The organism is Alteribacter populi (genome assembly GCF_002352765.1).
In the GTDB taxonomy this organism is placed as follows: Bacteria; Bacillota; Bacilli; order Bacillales; family Salisediminibacteriaceae; genus Alteribacter; species Alteribacter populi.
This window is the reverse complement of record NZ_KZ293963.1, coordinates 4,090,416-4,117,035: the sequence shown is the minus strand read 5'-3', so window position 1 is coordinate 4,117,035 and position 26,620 is coordinate 4,090,416. Positions and strand designations below refer to the sequence as shown.

Genomic DNA, 26,620 nt, shown 5'->3' with positions numbered 1-26,620 from the left:
TTAAGGCTCCTTTTAAAAAAGGTTGTTGCGATTTGTTTGTTGAAGTGTGACATCGTTGCGGGCTCATTCATTCTTCCGTATCATCATTTGCTTTGGAAAAAGCAACAAACTTTAATGAAAACAGTTTTTTAAAACCTTCAACTAATATTCCTCTCTTCTCTTTCATAAAAATGAACAATAACCAAGAAAAAGGGGATAAATCCTATGAATATTCGCGTAAGACAAGGAGATAGTTTTTGGTACTATAGTCAACTCTTTGCGATTCCCATGCCTTTAATTATCGACTCAAACCCAGCTGAAAATTCAGAAGCGTTGCAAGTTGGTCAGGTCGTTCGGATTCCCGGTTATTTTGTGAACTTTTATACAATTCAACCTGGTGATTCATTTTGGATGATTGCTAATCGCCTCGGTGTTCACTCTGATATGATCCAACTGCTCAATCCCACTCTAAGTCCTTTTAACCTCCAAACTGGTCAAACAATTAATGTTCCTGTAAGAGTTCACATGCCTATCGTCCAAGGAAAAAGAGCCTATGATTTTGCAGCGATGATAAATGATATTCGTCAACTCGTTACTATATATCCTTTCATCACTTCCCGAACAATCGGTAGCTCTGTTATGGGGAAGGACCTGATTGAATTGCGTGTTGGACGTGGTACAAAAAGAGTGCATATGAACGGGTCGTTCCATGCTCATGAATGGATTACTACTCCCATTCTCATGCAGACGTTAAATCAATATTTGTTAGCATTAACAAATCAAGAGCCGGTTAGAGGCCTTGAACTCTCCCCGTATTACGAAAGTGTCCTATTATCTGTTGTACCGAATGTGAATCCTGATGGTGTTGATTTAGTTGTTCGCGGTCTACCAGAAGAAGAGCCATATAGAAGCGAGGTATTAGAGATAAACAACGAAAGCACTGACTTTTCTGGGTGGAAAGCTAACATTAGAGGCGTGGATTTAAATAATCAATACCCTGCTCTTTGGGTGGAAGAAGCAGCAGTTAAACCAGGTCAGCCTTCTCCAAGAGACTTTCCGGGCGAGGAACCTTTAACTGAACCCGAGGCGATCGCCATGGCAGACTTAGCCATCGAATCTGACTTTGACCGGGTTCTCGCTTATCACACGCAAGGAGAAGTGATCTTCTGGGGGTTTCAAGGGCTTGAGCCAGAAGAGTCAGAAACGATTGTAAATGAGTTTGCCAGAGTGAGCGGTTTTGAGCCTATTCAGTATGTAGACAGCTATGCTGGCTATAAAGACTGGTTTATCCAGGAGTTTCAAAAGCCAGGTTTTACAGTCGAATTAGGCAGGGGTGTAAACCCTTTACCGATTGAACAATTTGATGAAATCTACCAGGATAATCTCGGCATCTTTCTCGCAAGCTTATATATGTAAGTTCAGTTGGGGTTGGAATTGCTTCAAGGTAGAATAAACTTTTTTAGAATTTAATTGAATCACTTTCATCATTCATTTGTTTAAAAAAGCACACAACTTCAAAATAATATCTCTTCTCATTTTTTATTAAGAGACCTTTTAAACGCAATTCAACTAGGCTACGGTCTCCAACTTGCTTGGTGTTAAATTAAGAGGGACTTTATGTTGCTCCGTTGGCCTGCATCTGCTCGCTTTCCGCGGACGAACTGCCAAGCCTCCTGAGCTCAGAATAATGCAATTCATTCAATTGTTTTACCGTAGAATAAACCCTGATTTTTTTTAGAATTGTTTCCTAAACCAACAAAAATTTTTATCCGCTTATAATAAAAACACGCCAGGCATGTTTCACTATACCTGACGTGTTTTATTTATACTTTTATTACGATATTTTATTCTGAAATTGTTACGTCTTGCAATTGATAAAGTCCAGAACCGTCAGCCCAGAATCCATCAACACTATCACTGTATCCCATAATATGAGATGGGTGATATAAAAACGCCATAGGAGCTTGTTCGTTCAAGTATTCAACCACTTCAACATACATCGCTAAACGAGTTTCTTCGTCACTTTCCACACGTGCTTCGTGAAGCATTTGGTCAAATTCTTCGTCTTGCATGAATGAACGGTTTCCTGATGGTCCTGCATTAGTTGAGTGGAACAGCATATGCATTGGATAATCAGCATCACCAGTTCCGAGGGATAGACCTAGGATAAACATATCATGTTCGCCGGCGCCCGTACTATCAAGATACGCGCCCCACTCGACGACTTCAATTTCTACATCAACACCGATTTCTGCAAAATTGGCTTGCGCTACTTCCGCGATATCAATACGCTCGCGGCTGTCATTTGTCCAAATCGTTGTCTCAAAACCGTCCTCGTAGCCTGCTTCAGCTAATAATTCTCTTGCTTCTTCTAAGTCTTGCTCTTGCACAGGAACCTCTTCACTATAACCAAACTGTGTATCGTTGATTGGACCATTTGCAGGTTCACCCGTGCCTTCTAGGGTGGCTTCGAGCATCGACTCTTTGTCTAGTGCAATTGATAGAGCTCTACGCACTAACGGATCATCGAACGGCTCTTTTTCCATATTAAATCCTAGATAGGTAATACTTGCAGCATCTCTCATATAGGAATTCGTACCATCCGTATTTTCTACACGGTTAAGGTCACTTGGTGTTACTGGATCGATAATATGAGCTGCACCTGACTCTAATTCACCAATACGTGTTAAGTCTTCAGGCACAACTTTAAACGTAACACTATCTACTTTGGCATGATCTCCCCAGTAGCCTTCAAAATTCGTTAAAGTAACCTCATTCCCTGGATCTCTGTCTTCAAATTCAAAGAATCCGGTTCCTGATGGGTGCTGGTTAATATAGTCACCAGGCTGATCGCCATCTTCCATAGCAGCATAATCGCCATCAATAGATTCTTTACTGATCATACTTGAAGCATAGTGAGCAAAGTGAGCTGGAAGTGGTGCAAATGGATCTTCCGTCACAATTTCAACCGTATAATCATCTACCACGTTAACTTCTTCAATGATTTCAAAAAGGATCGCACGAGGTGAGCCAATTTCTTCGTCATTGATTCGATCAATATTAGCCTTTACGACTTCTGCATTGAAATCTGAGCCGTCATGGAATGTAACGCCTTCTTGAAGATTAAACTCCCATACTAGGTCATCGACCATTTCCCAATCTGTTGCCAAGTATGGTTCTAGTTCCATGTCTTCATCAAACTTTACCAACGTCTCATAAAGGTTTGTTTGAATCTGACCGGATGGTACATCATTAGACGTATGAGGATCCATTGAGTTTATGTCAGAAAGAACGCCAATGATCAGATCCCCACCTTCCTGGCCTTCTACGCTTTCTCCGTTGTCCTCGCCATTGTCACCGTCTGTTCCGGTGTCAGCAGCTTCATCAGGTTCACTGGCACAACCTGCAACAGTAAGAGCCAGAGCAAGTGAGAAAGCACCTGCTTTAAAGGATTTTTTTCGCTTGAACATCTTGATTTCCCCCTTTAATAATATCTAACAGGCTATTTACATAATACACCTAATAAACTATAAATTCTGAAAAATAATTGTAGTCTACTATGTCCGGTTCTGCTAGATAAAAGAAAGCCATACTGGCGTACTTCCAACTCTGCCTATTTATTGATGAATGCATTGTTTCATAATCTTATTAAACAAAATAAAATGGCAGTTAGCATTTGTAAAAAGCCTGTCTCTTCTACAAATTCTTTCTTATTACATTTTTCGAAAGATTTCGTAAAAGCTCAATTATAAAACTACTATACTTCACAAACATTGTAAAGAACAAATTATTTTAATATTTACTTTTTTCTTATATTTCATAAATATCTCTCCGTACAAAAGTAATGGGAGAATTGAAATTTATTACATAAAACCTGTAAGATTGTGGGGATCATTCCTACAGCCTAACCTAAATTCCCTCCTCTTCCATTCAACCAACAGTAAACCCTAACATTATGTTAGCAAAGCAAATCATCGATTTTAGTCGTAATCTCGAATTCAAGCTTTTCTCCCGTCTTTGCATGCCTTATTCCCGACTTCAGGGCTGACGTGGGTTAGATTCTTTGACAATAATAAAAGCACCGGTAATGGTGCTTTTTAAAATGTAAGTTTATACACTTTTCTTGGACGGCCACGTTGTCCTGGTTGTTCTTCACCTGTGACTTTGGCAAGTCCCATTTCCTCCAATGCGGTGAGAATCCGCCGGGCATTCCGATCTGTACTATTTAACCAGGTGGAAATGTCCTTGGCACTAACGATAGTCTGGCTATAGTATTCTGAAATCGACTGGATCTTTGAAACGATACCCGGACTTATCTGAGCAGCTTTAAATTTTTCAAGCCACTTTTCTCCCCATTGCCGTTGGTTAAAGGTTACTTCGCCTTCTGACTCCGAAATCTGATGAACTTCTTTATCTTCGTCTACACTCATAATCACTCTTTCTTTTGTGTTTTTAGCCTCCTGAAAAGCAATTCGAACATTTTGTTCTGCTTCAATGGCTGTACGCCCGTACCCGATTACAGTTCGAAGCCTTAACCCCGTTTGCAATTCAGACTGATTGATAAGAGTAAAGAGAGGCTCGTACGTTTGAAGCTCCAGTTCACCACGAGTGGTGTAAATGAAAAACAACTCATCTCCCATTTGAATATTTGATCCATGGACTTTTTCTGCATACTGAAGAATAAGCCGTTTTATATCCAATTCACGATGCTTCATTTTAAAAGAGTAGTAATCCTCTTGAGTCTGATCCGGACAGGTAATTCTTTGAATACCGACAATAGCAATTTGAGATTTTCGGTACAAATAAGAGTGAATGTGCTCACGAAGGTATTTCATCGCCAGTTGAATTGCAAGATCTGTTGGAGTCACTCGATAACAAGGGACCCCACGCTTTTTCAATTCTGAATAAACAGCTCGAATTCCGGTAAAAGCAACTGAAATCTCCCCTTCTTTATAAAGCTTTTCATGAAAATTAACCATTTCATTCGCGGGCAAGTACCCTTCATAAGGATAGTTGTGAATTGACAACACTTCAGTTGAAAGCATTTGCTGAAAGGAGTCCACCTCATCATTACTAATCGTATCAAGACTAATGCTCGTTAATAATTTTCCTTGCTCATATTGAGCTTCCAATAACTTTCCAAGAAGGCTTGATCCATATAATGGTGGGTAGCTTGCCTCAGAATTTTTAACAAGACCTTGAGACTCTGCAAAATAATAAGGAGCTTGTCCAGAAAAAAACCAGTGATCAACTTTACCTTGGTTATCTTCAATAATTTGCATTGTTTCTTCCGTTTTTTCATAAGGGAATGATATTACTCGTAAATCCGGAAACCTACTGGCCACTTTTTCTATTTTTCGTATCGAATCTTCTGGCCCTACAGCTCCTAATCGAATTTTCATCTTTAATCACCTGTTTCTTTACGTAAATATGCCGTCATGACATGAACCCCTTTTTCAAGGTCTTCGAGACTTGCTGCCTCCTTAGGATGGTGACTCAACCCGTCTTTACAAGGGATGAATAGCAATCCAGAAGGCCATTTTACAGCCGTATTCATCACATCATGACCGGCACCACTTTCAAGCGTAAATGGCGTATAACCTTCTTTTTTACCAACCTCTGTTAATACTTCATGGACAGTTGGGTCTAGCGTGATCGATGGATTGTGTACTAGTTTTTCAGATTGAATAGAAACCTTATACCGCGCTTCAACCTGGCTGCACTCTGTGTAAATATCATCCTCGAGTTTTTCTTTTAAGGCATCATCTACACTACGAATATCAACGCCTAATTCAACCACTCCTGGAATAACATTCATAACATTCGGTTTAAGCTCAATAGTACTCGCTGTTGCAACAACAGGATAATCCCCTTTTTGTGAGAGTCTTTCAGCACGTTCAGAAATATAGTGAATAATCCGAGCCGCTGCTACGAGTGCATCTTGTCTACGGTCCATTGGCGTTGTCCCCGTGTGACCTGCATTTCCCTCAATGTGGAGAATCAACCGGATCGGACAGGCAATTGCCGTAACTGCCCCATAGTCTGCTTTGGCATTTTCCACTCGCGTACCTTGCTCAATATGAAGCTCTAAAAATGAGTGAATCTCTTCTCTTGAACGTTCTGCTTTCGTCACTTCAGACCATCTCAGCCCTCTGGATTCAACCGCTTCTTTGATTGTAACGCCATTTACATCAGAAATATGCTCTACAGCAGCTGGATCTAATAAACCTGTCATTGCTTTACTACCAATCGTGGACACACCAAAACGTGCTGATTCTTCTGAGGCAAAACAAATGACTTCGATCGGCCTCTTCGGTTGAAAGCCTTCGTTTATTAATTGTTTTACAGAGGCTAGTCCACAAAGCACTCCAGCCACGCCATCATAACCGCCTCCATTTGCCACCGTGTCCAAGTGAGAGCCAACAACAACTGCTGCTTTATCGTAACTAAAATCTTCAGGTTCAAAACGGGCTATCACGTTTCCTGCCTGATCTTGTCTTACGCGAAGACCAAGTTCTTCAGCAACTGTTTTAAAAACACCCATCGATTCCCATTCTTCTTTAGTATAACTTAATCTGGTAAAACCTTCTGGTTGATCCATCGATTCAACTAAATTCAAACGATTTAATGTATGACTAAGCCATGATTTCATCTTTCGGTCCCTCCTTTGGGTATAAGATTTCTAGCAACATCAACGATAAAGAAATGACTGCAGTTTTTAATACCTTTTCATCATAATCAAAAGAAGGATGGTGGTGCCCTGCTGCTAATGGGGTGCCAAAAATCAGATAAGTTGCTTTTCCACCATTATTCTGCACCGCTTTCATCATATGTGTCACATCTTCTGAAGCTCCCAATGGAAGGACATCAATAGGCTCGGATAATTGATCAGAATACTTGACTGCCTGCTTCACCAGCTCTTTAAACTCTGGATCGCAATCAGCGGAAATCCCGCGACCTGCTACTGATATTGATTCTGTAACATCATAAAGTGCAGCTGATGCTTTCACTATTCGCTTGGCTTCACCAAACATAAAGTCATCGAGCTCATTTGTTTTTCCTCTCGTCTCACCAGCCATAGACGCTTTATCAGGGATAATGTTTCTTCCGGTTCCTGCTTGAAGCGTCCCGACATTTAACCGCGTTGTGCCATCAGAATGACGAGAAATACTATGCAAGTGCTGAGCGCAAGTAGCAGCTGCTAATAACGCATTTTTTCCTTCTTCAGGTTTTTTCCCGGCATGAGCAGCCACACCAGAAAAAGAAACATCAAATTTTGTTGTTGCCAAAAAATGATTCGTCGTAGCCGCAATTTGCCCTACCTTCAAATCTTCAATCCCTATGTGTCCACCTAAAAACCAGTCTACATCGTCGAGCCAGCCTTTACTCACCATTGCTTTCGCTCCTCGGCTCCCTTCTTCTGCCGGTTGAAAGAGCAATGTAAATTTACCTGAGAGACTTTGTTTGTGCTCAGATAAAAATGTAGCCAGCCCTAATCCTATGGCGGTATGTCCGTCATGCGCACATGCGTGCATTTTCCCTTTTTCCGTTGAAGTAAAGCCTTCAGATTTAGGGAAATGAGATGAAAGCTCTGCCTCATGTATAGGCAGAGCATCGATATCAAAACGAAATGCGATATGAGGGCCAGGACGTTCTGTATTTAGTTGTGCGACAACCCCGGTATGACCAGCTGTCATTTTTTCTAGTAAATGATCAGCAACGCCGTATTGTTTTGCCCTTTTATGCCCTTTCTCAAGCTCTTCTTGTTCTGGTACGCCCATCCGTGCTTCCGAATCGATAGCATCTTTTCCTGTATAAAGTGTAAAACCAAGCTGAGCTAACTCTTTGTAAATGCGATCTGTCGTTACATATTCGGTCCAACCTACTTCGGGAACCTGATGAAACAATCTCCTCCATTCCACCAGCTTCAAAAACATGTCCTCAGCCCACTCATCTACATTAATTTTGGGACGTTTTATCATGAGTTGTTCTCCTCTTTATTTAACTTTTCCAAAGCATCAAACGTAAGCTGCGTCATCATCTCTGTTCCGATGGCTAAGGAATCCTCGTTAATATCAAATTCGGCATCGTGAAGTGGTTTTTGTAATTTTCGGGACGGTATTGCCGTTCCGAGCCAAAAATAAAACCCTGGATATTCAAGTAAAAATCTTCCGAAATCCTCGCCGCCCAAGCTCGAATTAACTCGTGGTGTGGAATTTTCACCAAGTAATTTATGCGCAGATGCTCTTACCGTTTCTTCCCACTCCTCAGAATTAATCGTTGCGGGATAACCATCTTTGTAATCTAATTCAATTGTCACTTCGTTTGCACCGGCTAATCCAGAGAGTGTTTTTTCTAAACGGGCTTTTACTTTTTTCTTAACCTCATCATCATTCGTTCGAACTGTTCCTTCTAAAGTGACATGACTAGCAATAACGTTATAGCGTTCCCCGCCGGAAATTTCACCAAACGTCACAACGGCTGATTGCATCGGATCGACATTTCGACTTACAATCGTTTGCAGGTGATTGATAACTTGAGCGGCGATAACAATCGCGTCTTTTCCTTGATGAGGCATACTTGCGTGCCCACCGGCTCCTTTAACTATTACCGTAAACCGATCAGAATTCCCCATAATAGCGCCTGACTTGACTCCGATTTCTCCCGCCTCAAGGTCCGGCCACATATGCTGAGCAAAAATAGCATCCGGTTTATGCTTCGTAAACAAACCGTCTTTCATCATTTGACCTGCCCCTCCTACGGGGGCCATTTCTTCGGCAGGTTGAAATACAAGTAAGACTTTTCCAGGTATCTCTGACTTCATACTATTTAATAGCAGGGCTGTTCCCATTAACATCGCAGTATGAGCATCATGGCCGCATGCATGCATTTTCCCATTGACTTTCGAAGCATACGCAACATCATTTTTTTCTTTGATCGGCAATGCATCAATATCAGCACGTAAAGCGACTGTTTTACCAGGATTTTCTCCTTCAATAATCGCAAGAACACCATGTTCTGCAAAACCAGTCTCAAAAGGAATGCCTTCCTCTTTTAAGAAGTTTTGAATTGTTTTAGACGTTTTACTTTCTTCTTGACTTAGTTCAGGATATTGATGAAAATGCCTTCGATAATAAATTAACGTCTCTTCAATTTTTTTTCCGCGACCTTTAATCGTTATCTCCATTTTAAAGCGACTCCTCTGTTGTAAAGTTACCTGTTATAAAAAAAACTGCATAGCGGTCTTTTGTTAAAGCAGTTTCCTAAAAAGATTATTGTTTTTTGATAAGATAAAATCTTCGTTCGAATTCAATACAGGCGGACGCTTTCACCCCAGGGCACAAGTGAAACTGAAAATCCAAATAAAGAGGAAAGAGTACTCTGCCGATTAAAACTACCTTTCCCCATCATCTCATATTTCGTTAAGTTAAATATTCAGGCCTACACCAGGGCCAATCGGTAACCCAATTAGCGTCCAGATGATGAAGATGACAATCCAAATAACAAGGAAAATCAACGCATACGGAAGCATGATTGCAAATAGCGTTCCAAACCCTGCTCCTTTGTCATATCGTTTCATAAACGCAAGGACCATTGGAACATACGGGTTTAATGGTGTAATGATGTTTGTTGACGAATCGGCAATACGATAGGCAAGCTGTACGAATGCCGGATTGTAGTCAAGAATCATAAACATCGGGATAAAGATAGGAGCCATAAGCGCCCATTGAGCGGATCCACTAAAGATAAACATATTGAGCACAGCAGTGAGCAAAATAAACCCAACAATGACCGGCAATCCTGTGAAGTTTAAGTTCGTAAGCGTTTCGGCACCTGAAACGGCAATGAATGCTCCGAGGTTTGTCCATTCAAAATAAGCAATAAATTGTGAAGCTGCAAAAATCAGCACAATGTAGCCTGACATATCTTTCATCGCATCAGCCATATACTCCGGTACATCTCTCGTTGACTTAATCGCTTTGACAGTTAAACCATATGCAACCGAAACGACAATGAAGAAAAATAATATAATTGGGACGATATTAGTTAAAAATGGAGATGGTACAATCTCGCCACCTTCACCTCTTAAGATTGCATTTTCCGGTACAATTAGAAAACTAACTAAAATAAGATAAACTAAGCCTCCAAGTCCAGCGTTACGTAGTCCGTTATTTTTTTCCGGAGTAATTTCTTCTAATTGTTGCTTTGTTACTTCTCCATCTCCAAGTGAAGGATCATATTTCCCTAGTCTTGGCTCAATAATTTTTTCCGTAACCCAAGCTCCAACAAACATAAGCATTAATACAGAGAATATCATAAAGAACCAGTTATCGACTGGAGTGACGAGTGCCTCAGAATTGATTGAGGTTGCCACTTCGGTTGATATTCCAGAAAGTAGTGCATCGGTTCCCGTAATAATAACGTTTGCTGTAAAACCGGCTCCAACACCAGCAAACCCTGCTGCCATACCGGCTAAGGGGTGTCGTCCTAATGCATAAAATACCATTGCTGCAAGTGGTGGAACAATAACAAAAGCCGCGTCAGAAGCTAAGTTCCCCATGATACCAGTAGCAATAATGGCGTACGTTACAAGTTTCTTAGGAGCATTCAAAATAGTCTTTTTCATAAATGTTTCAATTAGCCCCACTTTTTGAGCAAGACCAATCCCGAACATCATCACAAGAACTAATCCTAATGGTGCAAAACCAGTAAAGTTGCCGAGCATGGACGAAATAATATATTCGACCCCTTCTGCTGAAAGCATACTTTGAATTTCCACCGTTTCTCCTGAACCAGGATGTTCAAATGAGACATTGAATAATCCAATAATCCCTGACAATCCGATAACCCCAAGGGCTAAATATACAAACAACATAAAAGGATGAGGCAATTTATTTCCTGCACGCTCAACCAAATCAAGAAATTTTGTGAAAAATCCCTTTTTCTCCTGACTCCCATGAGAGACACTCATACTAAAATCACTCCCTTTATTATTTTCGGACATTTTCTTTATATATACCGTTATAGAAAAAGTACCACATGAAATGTCGAAAGTAAACGATATATTTTATATTTTCAGAAATTTTCAGGGGACAGTCCCCCACTACGGTGGTGTGATAAAGTCTCTTATGTTAATTGAGCTGAGACCTGTTTGTTGAGAAAGTATAGCATCAATCACACATTAATTTACATGCAAAAAAAGCTTGAGGGGCCTTGGCCTCAAGCTTTTCCATTTAAGATGATTTTTGGTTTATTGAACGTTATATCTATACTACTTTTCCTTTCTCCACAATTAACGTAGAAATTTCATTCACCACCAAGAGTCTCTCTTCTTCTTTTTATAAATCATCAAACCCATTATCAGCACCGACTTTTGTGTACTGGCGGGATTTTTGTTCAAAGAAGTCTGTTTTACCGCTGTTTACGTCTTCATAAACTTTGATCCAACGCATTGGATTTTTTCGATATCCCTCAAACGGCCTTTCAACCCCAAGTTCGTTTACACGTTTATTAGCCATAAACTTGATGTAATCCTCGAGATCTTCAAGACGAATCCCATCTATTGGCGTTTTAAACAAGTAGCGGGCCCAGTTAATTTCAAGCTCTGCTGCTTTAACAAATGTTTCCTGGACGAACCGATGATTTTTTTCCGAATTTAGCTCCGGATACTCATTCATCAATTCCTTAAAGATATTCGCAAACAAATGTACATGCAGCTGCTCGTCCCGGTTAATATAATTGATCATCGTAGAAGTGGAAACCATCTTCTGATTTCGTGCAAGATTGTAGAAAAAGCTAAAGCCTGAATAAAAATTCAATCCTTCTAAAATGACATCATACACAATCGATTCGAGAAATGTTTGCGGCGTCGGATTGTTTACAAAAGCCTCGTATCCTTCTGCAATAAAATCGTTCCGTTCCCGTAGAACAGGGTCGTGCTTCCAGTATTCAAAGATCTCATCTTGTTTCGCTTTATCCGTTACGCTTGATAACACGTACGAATAGCTTTGGTTGTGGACAACTTCTTGAAATGAAAGAACGGTCATGAGCGCTGACAAACTTGAATCTGTTAAATAACGGGCTACGTGCATAGAGTAATCCGTTTGGATACTATCTAGAAAAGCGAGTAAGCCGATGATTTTGTTAAAGGCTTCCCTTTCTTGTTCAGATAACGTCTCATACTGCTTCACATCATTAGACATATTGATTTCAAATGGCGTCCAAAAGTTTGCGAGCATATTTTTATAAAGGGGATACGCCCAAGTAAAGCGCGTATCGTCCCAGTTTAAAACATTGGAACTTTCCCCGTTGATAATCCCAGTAGATGCGTTGGGTGCTGATGCATCATAAAGTTTTCTTTCCTGTAATGGTTTGTCCATCACAACTCACTCCTTTTGGCGTTTAACTTGAGCAACTCTCACATTCTACAATTTCACTTGAAGTCGAACGGACATAATACGTTGTTTTTAACCCTTCATGCCAGGCGTCCAAATGTAGTGACAACAGTTCCTTCGCTTTAATTGTATTTTTGACGTACAAATTAAACGAAATGCCTTGGTCGATGTAGCGCTGACGGGCTGCATTTTGTCGAATGCTCCAATGCTGGTCGATATCATGTGCTGATTTGTAAAACCACGTCGTTTCACTTGATAAGTCTGGAGCTGTCACAGGGATTCGGAAATTTTTCTTCTCTTCAGCATATTCTTTTCGGTAAATCGGATCGATGGATGCTGTCGTACCCGCAATAATTGCTGTTGATGAATTCGGCGCTACTGCCATCAAATATCCATTTCGAACGCCACTTTGCTGTACATCGGTAGCGATTTTTTGCCAAGCCTCACTCTCATAGCCTCTTTTTTCAAAATAAGTTCCTTTGGACCAGTCAGACCCTTGAAACGCCGGATAAGCTCCTTTTTCCTTTGCTAGATCTGCACTGGCTTGAATCGTAAGCTGAGCGACTTTTTCGTAGACCTCTTCAGCATAGGCGACAGCCTCCTCACTTTCCCAACGGATTCCTTCAAGAGCTAGAAGGTGGTGCCATCCGTATGTTCCGAGGCCGATCCCCCGATATTTCTCGTTTGTCAAACGTGCTTGGGGTACTTCAAGGTCGTTCACATCAATCACGTTATCTAGCATTCTTACTTGGACAGGAATTAACCTTTGCAACACGTCTTCCCGAACGGCTTTTGCCAAATTGATCGAGCTTAAATTACAGACCACATAATCACCGGCATCTTTTGTGATAATAATGTTGCCATCCTGAGTCACTTCTTCTTTAACAGTTGTCGAACTCATGTTTTGCATAATTTCAGTACACAGATTCGATCCGTAAATCATCCCTTTATGAGCATTCGGATTTTTTCGATTTGCTTCATCACGATAAAACATGTACGGTGTCCCTGTTTCAAGCTGGGAAATCATGATCCGTTTCATAATTTCGATGGCCGGTATTTGTTCTTTTGAAAGCGTTGAATGGTTCACGCATGCTTCGTATTTTTCACGAAAACTTCCGCTTCCGCTTTTTTCATCATAAAAATCTTCCAATGAAAAGCCCATCGTTCGCCGGACTTCGTGAGGGTCAAACAAATACCAATCTTCACGCGCTTCAACTTTTTCCATAAATAAGTCCGGGAGACTAACACCTGTAAACAAATCGTGCGTTCGTTTTCTTTCATCACCATTATTAAGCTTCGCATCTAAAAATGAGAAAATATCTTTGTGCCAAACGTCTAAATATACAGCAATCGCACCTTGACGCTGACCTAATTGATCGACGCTCACTGCGGTGTTGTTTAGCTGCTTCATCCACGGAAGTACACCGGAGGAATTTCCTTTAAACCCTTTAATAGAAGATCCTTTCGAGCGGACTTTGCCGAGATAAATACCGATACCGCCTCCATTTTTACTAAGCGTTGCCGCATCTGTCGTACAATCAAAAATCCCTCGCAAACTATCATCCATCGTATCTATGAAACAACTCGATAGCTGACCGTGCGTTTTTCCGGCATTAGCAAGCGTCGGTGTTGCTACTGTCATATAAAGATTAGCCATTGCCCAATAGGCTTCTTTAACTAGCGTGACCCGCTTAGCTTTTGGCTCGTTTTGCATGAGTATCATCGCGATAACCATAAAGCGTTCTTGAGGAAGTTCCACTTGTTCATTAGCAAAGTTTTTCGCCAAATAACGGTCAATAAATGTATGTAATCCTAAAAAGCTAAATTGCTCGTCCAATTTCGGATTGATGGCCTGCATGAATTCTTGTTGTTCCTCGTAACTATACGTTTGTAATAGCCGCGGATCATATATCCCTTCAGCAGTTAAACGCTCGATCATTTCCGGAAAACGGTTGTAGATGTCATCTACTGTGCAGTTACGCTCGTCTGCAATGGATCCGTATAATTCGTGTAAACGGTACTGTGCTGCGACATACGTCCAATCTGATTCTTCTATATGAAGATGATCTAGTGCAAGTTGTTGCAACTCACGTAACGGTGTACCTCTTTCTTCAGTTGGCCAGTTCGACCAGTCTAAGTGCTGAAACCTCGCAGTTAATTTTTCGGTGAGAGACAAGGAATTTTGTTCTTTAACATTCATCATTGTTTGTTGGCCCCTTTCGTCTTGATAGAGATAAGAAAAACCGCATAGTAGTCTTTTATTAAAAACACCGTCAGCTCGCATGTTTTAAGTCGATGGCGCTTAGACACCGAGACGTTGATTTTTCGGCTCTCAAATAAAAAAACTCTCTCCTCAAAGGAAAGAGTTGGATTTCTTGAAACGACGGGGCTCGATATGAAAACATTTTACTTCAGCAAATTAATATTTCCGACTAGCTGATGTAGTAAAACGATCCTCTACCGATCTGCCTGCCGCTCCATGAACTCAATCCCCGAAGACACGAAACTTTTGAAATACAGGCAGGTCTCCTGACTCATGCATCGTCCGATTCTGAGCCTTCCCATACTTGAAGCAATGGTTGTACAGTGGTCTCTCAGTTCGTCAGCATTCACAGTTGCGGGGACAGTTTCGGTTTCAAACCGAATTCCCTATTAAGTCTACATGACACCTTTATTTCAGTGAAACACTATATATTGTGTTATTGTTATTATTTTATTGTATATATCGTATTTTAGTGGATATAAGACCATCTTGCAACCCTTATTCCTCACAATGAGCCTTTTTTGCCAAATTTGAAAAACGTTCCGTTAATTAGCTCAGCTGTTTAGTATAAAGCTAGCTGCTTTCTAAAATCAAGAGAACCGGGACGATAACTCATACTAATGGATGGATACCCTTATACCTCTCTATGCCTTTTAACTTTAGGCTGTTTTTGCAAATGTTACGGAAAAATGAATTTGTTCCCCACAGTCATTTTAGTTTTGCAAATGTCACACTATGCGTAACAGGGCAAACATCCACTTCGGAAGACCAGAAACGCCTCCAGTTTGACTAGATCTGCTCGGTGAAATACAAAACCCCGCGCCACTGAAAGATCTGACCCACCTCGGAAGTAGTCATCTACCGCAAAAACCACTACTTCGTCCCTTATAAGAGCCTCACGTTAACTTTAAAAACTGTTGCTGACGGAGGGCTTCATAAACAAGAATCGCAGCTGTATTAGACAAGTTCAATGAACGAACCTTATCCGTCTGTGGGATACGGAAACAGCGATCCTGATATTTCTCAGTCACTTCTTCTGGAAGCCCAGTCGTCTCTCGTCCGAATACGAAAAAGTAGTCTTTGTCTTCATTACTATAATCAAACTCATGATAATACTTCTTTCCAATAGTTTCAATAAAGAAAAACTCACCATTTTCATGGGTGTCAAAAAGCTCCTGGATTGAATCATAATAATGAATTTTCACATTCGGCCAGTAGTCACATCCAGCTCTCTTCAACATCCGGTCCTCCGTAGAAAACCCGAGTGGACGAATCAAATGAAGCGATGTATTTGTACCTACACACGTACGAGCGATATTTCCCGTATTCGCAGGAATTTCCGGTTGATATAACACAACATGTATACCCATAATTTCACCTCTGATCATTGTTACACACACAACAGATAGTATACCACGAAAAAGTTCAGGGGTCTGTCCCCTGAACTTTCTTTAGACCCTATTGACTTTGGTTGATTGTTATGAACCGTTTGTGAGGTGAAAAAATTTATATTGAATGTTTGGCGTCCAAGCGGTGGAATCTTCATAAGCCCAGTAGCGCATCCGGCTATTTGTTGTTTGGGCATTCACGAGGGGCATGTTGTTATCATCTTTACCAACGACCACAGTTGTGTGCTGCCATCTTCCATCACCGTCAAAGTCATAACAAATGACATCGCCACGCAACAGTTCTTGAGGAGACGAGACTTCCCTGGCGCTAATTCCCGTTTTTGCCCCACTTAAGTACCACCTAAAAGCATGGGCAACACTCCAACTGTAGCTCCAGTTGTTGTTTTTGAACCACCATCCAGTCGTCCGATTACCAAATCCGGTCATTGGAACGCCTCCTGCATGAACGCATTGTGAAATATAGTTCGTACAATTATTTTCAAATTTCTTATAGGCAGGATTAGAATCATTCCACCACCGCTCTGCGTATTGTACTACCGCAAGACGATCGTATTTATATTTTCTAGTTTCACCAGGTTCTTCTTGAACTTTCGGGAGTTGGCGAGACCCTCCCTGTGTCGTGACTTCATCCCCCTCATCAGTCATTAAATAATCGTCGACTAAATCTCCATCATCAACCACAGCCCGCCGGTACTGCACTTGTTCTTCCATATAAAAATGTTCACGCTGACGGATAAAATGCTGAAAATATAGCACATAATCAAAAATTTCTTTGTCTACATAGTTTTGATGACTGATAATGTGACCGTCCACAATATTTTTTACAATCTCTGCATCCCTTCCCTCAAGCTGAGCAACCTTCCGCTCAAACGCATTCACCTCATGAATTCGTAAAAAGGGAACATCACCGTAATTCGAAACAAAACATTCATGACAATGTTCTATATATTCCTTTAAACGCTTTAACCCACTACTGTTCATATTAATCCCCCCTTCCGCAGAGCCCTTCTCCTACTTATCATCCTATGCATCCCCCCACCCTTCTCATACCAAATGTTCAAGGGACCGTCCCCCGAACAAATTGTCGGGGGACAGTCCCTTGAACATTATTTAGCATCTCGAAATTCCTCCCCAAAAATAATAGAGGGGGCCGTGGATTTGGCCTCCCTCTATTTTAAGTAGTTATGAAATCTTCTCTATTGCGCCTTCCATTTTCAGAAGGTATTCTTTTTTGTCTAGTCCGCCGCCATAGCCGACCATGGAGCCGTTACTGCCGATCACGCGGTGGCACGGGACGATAATTGGAACTGGGTTTTGATTGTTAGCTCCTCCGATCGCACGAACAGCTTTAGGTGCACCAATTTCTGTGGCAATCTGCTTATACGATCTTGTTTCCCCATAAGGAATTTCTTTAATCCTTTTCCAAACGAGACATTGAAATTTCGTACCTACGAGGTCTAAATCAAGGTCAAAGGTTGATCTGTGGCCTAAAAAGTATTCTTCTAGCTGCTCGACTACAGGTTGAAGCCTTTCTTCATCTGCCTTTAGCTCTGCATTCATGAAATGTTTTTTTGTCCATGTTTGAATAACTGAGCACGTTTCTTTCACCGGACCGAATTGGATCAAACAAACACCAATATCTGTGCTTGCCACCGTTAAGGCTCCGATCGGACTATTCATTTCTGTGTAGTAAATGAAAGACCGTTTCGTCATAAATAACCCCTCATTTCAGTCCAAATCTCATTTTTTTCTTTCCCTAATAGGTGGTTCAAAAAGAACTTATTAAAACATCCTTTAGAACATTAAAAAAGGGACTATCCTTATCCTACTGAACAACTGCACGTCTTTCCAAGGTTATATTTGCTTATTTAACAGGATCTCAAGTCCTCTTTCGACTTCAGCTAAGACTTCTGAGTCGTTTTCTCTTTCTTTCGCCTGCACAAGAGCTTTTTCAGACTTTTCTTCACCACCGATCGTTCCAATAGCCCAAGCAGCTGTTCCACGAATAACAGGACGAGGATCTTTTTCAAGCAGATCATATAACACCGGCAATGATTGTTCCTCTTTAAAATGAGCAAGTGCGATAATCGCATTACGCTGAATCGGCTTTTTCCCGCGCCATGAACCTGACATATACCCATAGGTTTCTTTAAATGCCCGGTTGCTAATTGTAAGCAAAGGTTCCAGCTTTGGTTTGACTACTTCGGGATCGGGCTCCATTTCTACATGATGGTGAAAATCTTTCCCTTTATTTTTCGGACAAACGACCTGACATGTATCGCAACCGTAGAGACGATTTCCTATTTTTTTTCGATATCGCTCAGGTAAAAAACCTTTCGTTTGAGTTAAAAAGGCAATACACTTACCTGAATCTAATTGTCCTCCCTGAACAAGCGCACCGGTAGGGCAAGCATCGACACACTTATTACATGTGCCACACTGATCTTCAATCGGTTGATCTGGAGGAAGCGAAACCGTTGTAATCATCTCTCCTAAATACATATACGAGCCTAACTCTGGAGATATGATTGCACAGTTTTTTCCGCTCCAGCCAATCCCAGCCCGTTCTGCTACGGCCCGGTCAGAAAGCTCCCCTGTATCTACCATCGAGGCATTCTTTGCTGACGGAACTTTACTTAAAATAAAGGACTCAAGCTGTTTTAGCTTTCGCCTCAATATATGGTGGTAATCTTCTCCCCATGAAGCTCTACAAAAAATCCCCCGGCGCTCCCCCTTTTTGGAGACCGGGGCACCCTTCATTTTCGAAGGGTATGCAAGAGCGATTGCAACAATCGTTCTCGCCTCTGGTAACAAGAGGCTGGGTTCCGTGCGTTTATCAACATCAGCCTCTTCAAAGCCAGATTGATAACCCAGTTCTTGTTGCGCAAGTAAACGATCTTTTAACGTCACAAAGGGGTTTGCTGATGCAAAGCCGATTTTGTCAATGCCTATGGTTTTACTATATGCAATGATTTCTTCTTTTAGCTGGGCACCTGTCACGGAATTCACCTCCTTTTTTGCAATTCCCAAAAACATTTAAACCTCTATTTACATACGAAAAAAGTAGCGTTTCATTAACACCCCACGAAACACTACTTTGTCTATAATTTTCATTCATCTACAAACATTATGGAGCGGGTGATGGGAATCGAACCCACATCATCAGCTTGGAAGGCTGAGGTTTTACCACTAAACTACACCCGCGCGACTACCTGTATGCATTGTACTACTCGCACAAAGGGAAGTCAAACTTCCGGATGTTTTAAAGGAATCCAGCTAGGTAATAACGAAGAATGGGAAGAGATAGATTAAAGGGAGGTATTGAGAAATGAATTTTGATTTCACTGTGAAAACCGATAAACACCCCGAACAAGTACTTTCTGACTTAGAAAGTACACTAAAGGAAGAAGAATTTGGTGTCCTATGGTCATTTAATGTAAAAGAAAAACTTGATGAAAAGGGTCTTGGATTTGACGATAACTTCTACATTTTAGAAGTTTGCAATCCAAAAGATGCGAAACAAGTGCTAGAAACCAACAAAATGGCCGGTTATTTTTTACCGTGTAAAGTTGTTGTTTACGTTGATCAAGGCCAGACATACATTGGAATGCCAAAGCCCACATCATTAATGGATTTCGTCGATGATTCACAAGTTCGCCACGTGGCAAATGATGTGGAGCAGCGAATGATGAGATGTATTGAAAAAGCAGCGTAATGACTGGTGCGTTAGGCAAGGATCTACTTGCCTAACGTTCCAAATGCCAACAGAACACTTTAAATAGGCTTATATTTCACGTATGACCAGCCTGCAAAAGACTTAAAATCCACGGTTTAAAATCTACGATCCGCTCATGCTCTGGATAATTGTTCGTTCCAGTAACAATCATAGGAACGAATGATTCCTGCTTGTGCAACGACCCATGTGCAGCTCCTCCATTATGTATTGGCGAAGCTTCTGACCTGAATTCATATCCGGGTTTTGCTGTAATGACAAGATAATTCCCTTTATGTGATTTTAGGCTACTGGAAAGGCGAGCAAGAGCATCAGGAAAATCACCATAATGAAGCTGTTTATCGCTAATTGTGATGTCTAATAAATGTTCATTTCCTGAGATTGTCCAGCTTTGCTGATACAAATCCAAATATTCTCCCCCACAGCTAAATAAAAGCTCTCCCTCTTTTTCACCTGAAACAACATGTGTTTGCTCGCCTTCTTGCCAAGCAATGAGGTCTATTCTTTTATCTTGCTTTAGTCGTTGAACCACATTGTTTTTAATAATTTGATCTCCAACGCAATAAACAAATGCCGTTCGTTGATTTACGCAAAGCACGATCTCATCTTTTGGCTGTACTCCAACCTTATCTTTCTTAATCTTAAAGCCTTTTAATAATTTGCGTAAATCAATAACGTATTGCCTGCGCTTTTTGCCCATAGATGCATGCCCATTGTCCGACATCACTATCCACGTACACTTTTCTAAGGCGTGATCCCAACTGGAAAATAACCCAAGAACTTTTTGCAACTTGCGGTCAACCTTTTTAATTCCATTTAAATCCATTGGCCCTTTTTCATGTACTCTTAAATCAAGATCTTGGATCACACAGAATGTAAAGGATGGAAGACAGCGTTTTTTAATTAAATAGCGCAACTCATGAAATCCCGCTTTGTAGTTTCCTGAAAATAATTGAGGCGTTTTTGTTTTTGAACTAAATTTTGAAAACGAACCGAGAGACCAAAGTGTTGAAGTTCTTATTTCCCATGGATCATCGTAGTCAGTTAACATCTGCAGCATCCTTGGCAGCTGAATTTGCTTCTGACTATTACCTCGATATACAAACGCATTAATCGAAGCACTGTCAAGCCCTTTTTCTGCTAGTTCCTCATGAATGGTTTTCACTTGCTGACTTAAGTGGACGTTATTTAAGTTATAATACATATCTTTAATAAATGGAGAGAACCCTGTTTTAACTACCTCTTTAATCCCAGTTCCATAGTTAATTACTCTTTTCTCGTCCTCGTCATACCAAATTAACGCTGGCAAACGGTGCTTATCAGCATACTCGCCTGTTAGTAAAGTACTCTCGATCGTTACTGACATCGTCGGAAAAGAGCTTACGACATGAGGAAAATATTTCCCTTTTTCCATTAAATATTGTAAAGCTGGCGCATAGCCAGTTTGAACAGCTTCCTCTAATGGGGTACTCATTAATGTATCAATAATTAATAAGATAACCGGTTTAGGTGCTTGTTTCATCATCATCCTCCGAACAAGTAATGTTTAAAACTTCAGAAACCATAACTTATAAATAGTGTGAAGAAAACGATGAGGTTTATTCATGTTGAATTGAGTGCCTTGCCTATACTCCATATATTTTTTAGTGGTAAGACATCCCATCATAAAAAGTTCATTAAAAAGAAAAAATACCTCTTAATAATGCTGTTTTTGAAACGAGGAGAGGTATCATGCAGAATGAAACGATTTATGTAGCTGTTGGTGATTCCCTAACGTGTGGAGTCGGCGCTTCTGCAGAGGAACATTCATTTCCTTTTCAATACTTCCAGTCATTAAAAACTACACACTCTTGTAAATATACTAATTTGGGTTGCTCTGGAATGAATAGTACTGAATTACAGCAGTATTTGGAAAAGAAAAACATAAAAAAAATTTGGCGGCGGGCTACTGACATAACGATCACTATCGGTGGCAATGATCTTATTCGAACATATAGAGCGAATGGAAGCGCATGGCATTTTCTTGTAACCACTCAAAAATTAAAGTGGAATTTGCATCGAATTATTAGTAACATCAAAACTCACAATCCCCGTGTTCATATATTGATCATGGGATTATATAATCCCGGTATACCTACCCATCCACATTATCATCGACTCAACACACTCATCCAACGAGTGAACCATATGTATGCTTGTTTATCTAACAAATACAGCGTTGACTTCATTGACCCTTTTCACTATTTTTTAGACCGGACTCATTTACTGGCGGATGAAATTCATCCAAATGATGAAGGTTACCGGAAAATTAGCGAGCTGTTTGTTGCGAAAAGAAATCAATTGTCCTCACAGCTAAATAAGAATCCTGTTTATCCATAACTTTTTAATCATTATTACAAATTCATTTGTTTAAAAAAGCACACAACTTCAAAATAATATCTCTTCCCATTTTTTGATTATTACTTATTGTAAAAAGCGTATCTTCTTGCAGCTCCGTTGGCCTGCGTCTGCTCGCTTTCCGCGGACGAACCGTCAAGTCCCCTCAGGAAAAGTGCCCTGCGGGGTCTCGGCTGGTCCGTTTTTCCGCAGGAGTCTCGCTTTTTCATGTCTTAGAACACTTGAGCCGCCTGGGCTCAGAATTATGAAATTTATTCAAATATAAAATCAACAAAAAATTGCTGTCCGATTGTCAATTATCACCTTTTTAGGAATATGCAAATAAGGAGTGGCAACATATGAAGTATGAAGAAGCAAAATATCTACAAACAGCAGGACAACCTGCGCAAAAACAACCACGTCAGCCGGGAATCGAATCGGAAATGAACCCGATGCCCATCTTTGACGACATTGAATACACCGGAAGCGGAAAATTAACAAGTAAAGTCGCTCTCATAACTGGTGGTGACAGTGGGATCGGACGTGCGGTTGCTATCGCATTTGCCAAGGAAGGGGCAAATGTAGCAATTGTCTATAAAGACGAACATGGAGATGCGGAAACGACGAAGAAACTCATCGAAGGTAAAGGACAAGCTTGCATTCTTTTTTCAGGGGACATTGGTGACGAACAGTTCTGTATAGATGCTGTCGAAAAAACAGTCGCTCAATTCGGTAAGCTCGATACTCTCGTGAATAACGCTGCGGAACAGCATTATGCAAAAGACATTCGTGACATATCTACAGCGCAATTGTATCGTACATTCGAAACGAATATCTTTTCATGTTTTCACTTCACAAAAGCGGCACTGAACCATTTACAAGAAGGCAGTACGATCATCAACTCCGTTTCGATTGTCGCTTACAAAGGCATGCCCGTTTTGATGGACTACGCTGCAACGAAAGGAGCTCTCGTAGCACTTACTCGTTCCCTCTCTGAAAGTCTTGTCTCCAAGGGCATTCGCGTCAATGGCGTAGCACCAGGTCCAATATGGACACCGCTTATTCCTGCTTCGTTTCCGGAAAATGACGTTGCAACATTTGGAACATCGACTCCAATGGGCCGCCCAGGTCAGCCGGCAGAACTCGCGCCAAGCTACGTTTACTTAGCTTCAGGAGATTCTTCTTACGTATCCGGCCAAGTACTACATGTCAACGGAGGCGACATTGTAGGATAACTGGTGCCTGACCCCCACCACGGTGACGCATTAACGTGGTGGGGGTCAGGCACCACAATAAGCCACTACAAAAAGCAGCTCTCCGTCATCACTTCCTGGAGAGCTGCTTTTTCACATATGTCGTAAATCTAGGCTATGTCTGATACTGCACGCTTTTTCTTCTTTCGGTTGAAAAGACGCTTGAACCCTCTTCCCATATCTTCAAACAGTAAATAAACTGATGGGATTAACACGAGTGTAATAAGTGTAGCAAATAGAAGGCCACCTATGATCACAGTTGCAAGAGGTGCCTGGTAGTTGCTCGCTGATCCGGTTGCAATGGCAAGTGGGAGCATACCGCCTACCGTCGTAAGTGTTGTCATAAAAATCGGTCGAATGCGGTTTTTCCCTGCCTCAATAACGGCTTCATTTACGCTGAGTCCTTCTTTGCGCAGTTGTTTTGTTCGGTCAATGAGTAAAATCGCGTTATTTAATACGATTCCAATGAGCATAAGAAGACCCATCGCAGACAATATACTAAGTTCACGCTGAGTAACGAGAAGAGCAATGATCGCTCCAATTGTCGTCATTGGGATAATCGACATTACGATTAGCGGATGTACGAGACTGTTAAATTGAATCGCCATCACTACATAAACGAGAAAGATCGAAATTCCAAGTACGATAAGTAAATCTTCAATCATCTCCTGCTGTGCAGCAATATCACCAGCAGAGGCTACTGAATACCCCATTGGCGTATCAAACTCTCCGACTATTTCTTGAACTTCACGTGTAACTGACCCTAAATCGCGACCTTCGATACCTGCAGAAACGGTCACGTAACGATCGCCATTGTCTCGGTCAATTTTTGTTGGCGAACTAATCGTTTCAAGATTCATATATTTTGATAGTGACTCTGAACCTGCAGCTGTGAAAACTTCAAAATCCTCTAATGCACGCTCACTTTCGATCGGGGCATTTAACTTGGCAAAAAGCGGAATTTCAACACCGCTTTCCATTATTTCACCTACAAGAATTTCAGAGAAAGAGCCTTGAAGCTGATGATAAATATCCGTTGAAGTAACACCATCACCTTCTAGCGTCTCTTCATCGAAAACAAATTGACGTTCCTCCATCGTTTTGTCCATCGATGTAGAAATGTTGACTAAGCCATCCACTGTTCTTAATTCAGTCACTAATTCATCGCTTAGTGTTTGAACTTCACCTAAATCCTGGCCTGTTACCATGAGTTGAACAGGGTCGCCAGCACCAGGCCCCATCATCATCATGCCGACACTTGCGACAGGAAACTCATCTTCTAACTCCCGCAATGCTTCGGTGATGGCAAGATTGACTTCATCCTGTGACTGTGTAATATCATTTCCGGTCGTCATGTTAATAATCGCAAATAAATATTGGGGATCGTCGATAAATACGTTGGATTCAACATCCTGTACGTCAACCAACTTTTCATGTGCGGCTTCGACAATTTCATTTCGTTCTGTCGGCGTTAGCCCACTTTCTAATTCGATTCCAACTTCTGCGTAGCGATTAAACACGTCCGGCATAACAGTCATTGGCACACGTGTCGTCATTGCTAAAGAGGCTACAAATACAATGAAAAACAGGAAAATCATACCGTATCTGCGACGCTTTTTCACTGTCAGCCAGCTGACAAGATTACCATATCCATCAATGACTCGACTCGGCTTTTGCCTTTTCTTCTTATCACGATTCCGAAGCTTTAAAAAGTTTTCTGCAAGGGAGGGAATCAATGTAAAAGAAACGACTACTGAGCTTACGAGTGTAATGACAATGACGACAGAAAGTATTAAGATAAACGATCCGAACTCACCGCCAAAAAGACCCACAGGTACGAAGACAACAACTGTAGTTAGCATCGAAGCAATAACTGCAGTAGCGACTTCTTTGACCCCCTTTGTGACCGCTTCAATTTTCTCAAAGCCTTGTTCTTTCTTACGGTAGATCGACTCTAAAATAACAATCGAAGCGTCCACCATCATCCCAATTCCAAGTCCTAACGCAATAAGCGTAATGACATTTAAACTGTAGCCAAAGAACCACATCGAAGAAAATGTAAGTAAAATCGATACAGGAATCGCTAAACCGACAATGACTGTTGCACGGAAATTTCTCAAAAACAACATGAGAACAAATAAGGCAAGAACCCCGCCAATAATCACGTTTTGTGTCACGCCATCAAGTGATTCCGTTACATAGTCAGCTTGGGTGACGATTTCCGTAAAAGAAAATTCAGAACCTAATCCGGCTTCTTTTATTTCTTCTACCTCTGAACGAACTGCTTCAGCCATATCAAGCTGGGTATAGCCATTCGCGCGGCCAATTTCAACGAAAATAAAATCTCTGTTGCCATCCTTCCATGCGAGTGATGAATACTGCTGGTGCTGAACCGTTACTTCAGCTACTTCTTCTAATTTCACCGGTCCATTCGCTGTTGGAATGTTCGTATCCTTTATTTCATCTAATGAGGAAAACGCTGTGTTCCAACGCACAGCCGGCTCATTTTCATCTTCTGCTAGCTCTCCTAATGAAGTTTCTATGTTAGTTTGCTGAAGAACGGAGATGACTTGATTCATATCCAAACCATTCTCCATGAGGTCCTCGCGATCAAACTCAATGACGTATTCCGTTTCCTGAAGACCGCTTAAGTTTACATCGCGAACTTCCGGATGAGCTTCCAGTCTCGGTTCGACTACATTTCGAGCAAATTCAGTCATTTCCTCTAACGTACCACCAGAGACTTCCATATAAAACTCATAATCTTGGTCAGTTGACATAGGAAAGACTTGAATGAAGTTGACCCCAGCAGTCTCCGATTCTATGCTTCCCATCCCTGCTTCAATTTCCCGGGTTACTTCATCCGTTCGTCCTTCTTCAATTTCTACAAAAACCGAACTGCTCCCAACCGCAGATGACGATTGAAATGATTCAACACCGTCTGTACTTTCTAACAATTGCTCAATCGGCTTGGTAACCCTCTCTTCCACGTCCAATACTGGCATATCCCCCGCATTAGCTGTAACCATCGCCATATTAAAATCAATCGATGGCATAAGCTCCTTATCCAATTTGTTCATGGAATACAATCCAACGATAAAAACAAACACAACCATTAACCCAATGACAATTTTCCTTTGCACTAACTTACTTAATAAAGACATCTCATTCCCTCTTCCAAAAGTTTTTTAACAACACCCTTCTTAACGTAC

Annotated in this window: 18 protein-coding genes, 1 tRNA gene and 1 riboswitch; of the genes, 4 read left to right on the top strand and 15 right to left on the bottom strand. The window is 41.1% G+C overall.

Annotated elements, in window-relative coordinates:
• The first annotated feature begins 204 nt into the window (after positions 1-204).
• Positions 205-1,395 carry a M14 family metallopeptidase gene (locus tag CDZ94_RS18980; protein ID WP_096439814.1) on the top strand — a complete coding sequence of 397 codons (1,191 nt, stop codon included), beginning with the start codon at positions 205-207 and terminating at the stop codon, positions 1,393-1,395.
• Positions 1,396-1,823: 428 nt separating this feature from the next.
• On the opposite strand, the gene CDZ94_RS18975 is transcribed toward CDZ94_RS18980, so the two are convergent.
• The 13 genes from CDZ94_RS18975 to CDZ94_RS18915 all read right to left on the bottom strand — a co-directional run bounded on the left by CDZ94_RS18975 (position 1,824) and on the right by CDZ94_RS18915 (position 19,250).
• Positions 1,824-3,449 carry a glutathione ABC transporter substrate-binding protein gene (locus CDZ94_RS18975; protein WP_096439812.1) on the bottom strand — a complete coding sequence of 542 codons (1,626 nt, stop codon included), beginning with the start codon at positions 3,447-3,449 and terminating at the stop codon, positions 1,824-1,826.
• A gap of 627 nt (positions 3,450-4,076) precedes the next feature.
• On the bottom strand, positions 4,077-5,381 hold the full coding sequence (locus tag CDZ94_RS18970; protein ID WP_096439810.1) for a helix-turn-helix domain-containing protein: 1,305 nt from the start codon (positions 5,379-5,381) through the stop codon (positions 4,077-4,079).
• Positions 5,382-5,383: 2 nt separating this feature from the next.
• Entirely contained in the window at positions 5,384-6,631 is a 1,248-nt protein-coding gene (locus CDZ94_RS18965) for a M20 family metallo-hydrolase (protein WP_096439808.1), read from the bottom strand.
• Positions 6,615-7,961: an amidohydrolase gene (locus CDZ94_RS18960; protein ID WP_096439806.1), complete on the bottom strand. Its 1,347-nt coding sequence runs from the start codon at positions 7,959-7,961 to the stop codon at positions 6,615-6,617. Before CDZ94_RS18960 ends, CDZ94_RS18965 begins: the two co-directional genes overlap by 17 nt.
• Positions 7,958-9,166 carry a M20 metallopeptidase family protein gene (locus CDZ94_RS18955; RefSeq protein WP_096439804.1) on the bottom strand — a complete coding sequence of 403 codons (1,209 nt, stop codon included), beginning with the start codon at positions 9,164-9,166 and terminating at the stop codon, positions 7,958-7,960. Before CDZ94_RS18955 ends, CDZ94_RS18960 begins: the two co-directional genes overlap by 4 nt.
• A 240-nt stretch (positions 9,167-9,406) precedes the next feature.
• Positions 9,407-10,951, bottom strand: a complete 1,545-nt coding sequence (locus tag CDZ94_RS18950) for an AbgT family transporter (protein ID WP_096439802.1) — start codon at positions 10,949-10,951, stop codon at positions 9,407-9,409.
• A 367-nt stretch (positions 10,952-11,318) separates the two neighbouring features.
• Positions 11,319-12,359, bottom strand: a complete 1,041-nt coding sequence (locus CDZ94_RS18945) for a ribonucleotide-diphosphate reductase subunit beta (RefSeq protein WP_096439800.1) — start codon at positions 12,357-12,359, stop codon at positions 11,319-11,321.
• Between the two features lie 22 nt (positions 12,360-12,381).
• Complete coding sequence (locus tag CDZ94_RS18940; RefSeq protein WP_425352547.1) at positions 12,382-14,577, bottom strand: ribonucleoside-diphosphate reductase subunit alpha; 2,196 nt, start codon at positions 14,575-14,577, stop codon at positions 12,382-12,384.
• A 299-nt stretch (positions 14,578-14,876) separates the two neighbouring features.
• A riboswitch (cobalamin riboswitch) is annotated at positions 14,877-15,062 on the bottom strand.
• 471 nt (positions 15,063-15,533) lie between these two features.
• On the bottom strand, positions 15,534-16,007 hold the full coding sequence (gene trmL, locus CDZ94_RS18935; RefSeq protein ID WP_096439798.1) for a tRNA (uridine(34)/cytosine(34)/5-carboxymethylaminomethyluridine(34)-2'-O)-methyltransferase TrmL: 474 nt from the start codon (positions 16,005-16,007) through the stop codon (positions 15,534-15,536).
• Between the two features lie 108 nt (positions 16,008-16,115).
• Positions 16,116-17,027 carry an amidase domain-containing protein gene (locus CDZ94_RS18930; RefSeq protein WP_096439796.1) on the bottom strand — a complete coding sequence of 304 codons (912 nt, stop codon included), beginning with the start codon at positions 17,025-17,027 and terminating at the stop codon, positions 16,116-16,118.
• Positions 17,028-17,228: 201 nt separating this feature from the next.
• On the bottom strand, positions 17,229-17,759 hold the full coding sequence (locus CDZ94_RS18925) for a methylated-DNA--[protein]-cysteine S-methyltransferase (protein ID WP_096439794.1): 531 nt from the start codon (positions 17,757-17,759) through the stop codon (positions 17,229-17,231).
• 141 nt (positions 17,760-17,900) lie between these two features.
• Positions 17,901-19,046, bottom strand: a complete 1,146-nt coding sequence (queG, locus tag CDZ94_RS18920) for a tRNA epoxyqueuosine(34) reductase QueG (RefSeq protein WP_096439792.1) — start codon at positions 19,044-19,046, stop codon at positions 17,901-17,903.
• 130 nt (positions 19,047-19,176) lie between these two features.
• Positions 19,177-19,250: transfer RNA gene (locus CDZ94_RS18915), tRNA-Gly, on the bottom strand.
• A 124-nt stretch (positions 19,251-19,374) separates the two neighbouring features.
• Here CDZ94_RS18915 and CDZ94_RS18910 point away from each other — a divergent pair.
• A complete protein-coding gene (locus tag CDZ94_RS18910; RefSeq protein WP_096439790.1) occupies positions 19,375-19,761 on the top strand; it encodes a DUF302 domain-containing protein in 387 nt (128 codons plus the stop codon).
• 76 nt (positions 19,762-19,837) lie between these two features.
• On the opposite strand, the gene CDZ94_RS18905 is transcribed toward CDZ94_RS18910, so the two are convergent.
• A complete protein-coding gene (locus CDZ94_RS18905; RefSeq protein WP_245415759.1) occupies positions 19,838-21,301 on the bottom strand; it encodes an alkaline phosphatase family protein in 1,464 nt (487 codons plus the stop codon).
• 209 nt (positions 21,302-21,510) lie between these two features.
• On the opposite strand from CDZ94_RS18905, the gene CDZ94_RS18900 reads away from it, so the two are divergent.
• Both CDZ94_RS18900 and CDZ94_RS18895 read left to right on the top strand, forming a co-directional pair.
• The gene (locus CDZ94_RS18900; protein ID WP_096439786.1) at positions 21,511-22,158 is read left to right on the top strand and encodes an SGNH/GDSL hydrolase family protein; all 648 of its coding nucleotides are present in this window, start codon (positions 21,511-21,513) and stop codon (positions 22,156-22,158) included.
• Between the two features lie 356 nt (positions 22,159-22,514).
• Positions 22,515-23,390 carry an SDR family oxidoreductase gene (locus CDZ94_RS18895; RefSeq protein ID WP_096439784.1) on the top strand — a complete coding sequence of 292 codons (876 nt, stop codon included), beginning with the start codon at positions 22,515-22,517 and terminating at the stop codon, positions 23,388-23,390.
• 128 nt (positions 23,391-23,518) lie between these two features.
• Here the strand turns inward: CDZ94_RS18895 and CDZ94_RS18890 are convergent, their stop codons facing one another.
• Complete coding sequence (locus CDZ94_RS18890; RefSeq protein WP_096439782.1) at positions 23,519-26,572, bottom strand: efflux RND transporter permease subunit; 3,054 nt, start codon at positions 26,570-26,572, stop codon at positions 23,519-23,521.
• Positions 26,573-26,620 lie beyond the last annotated feature (48 nt).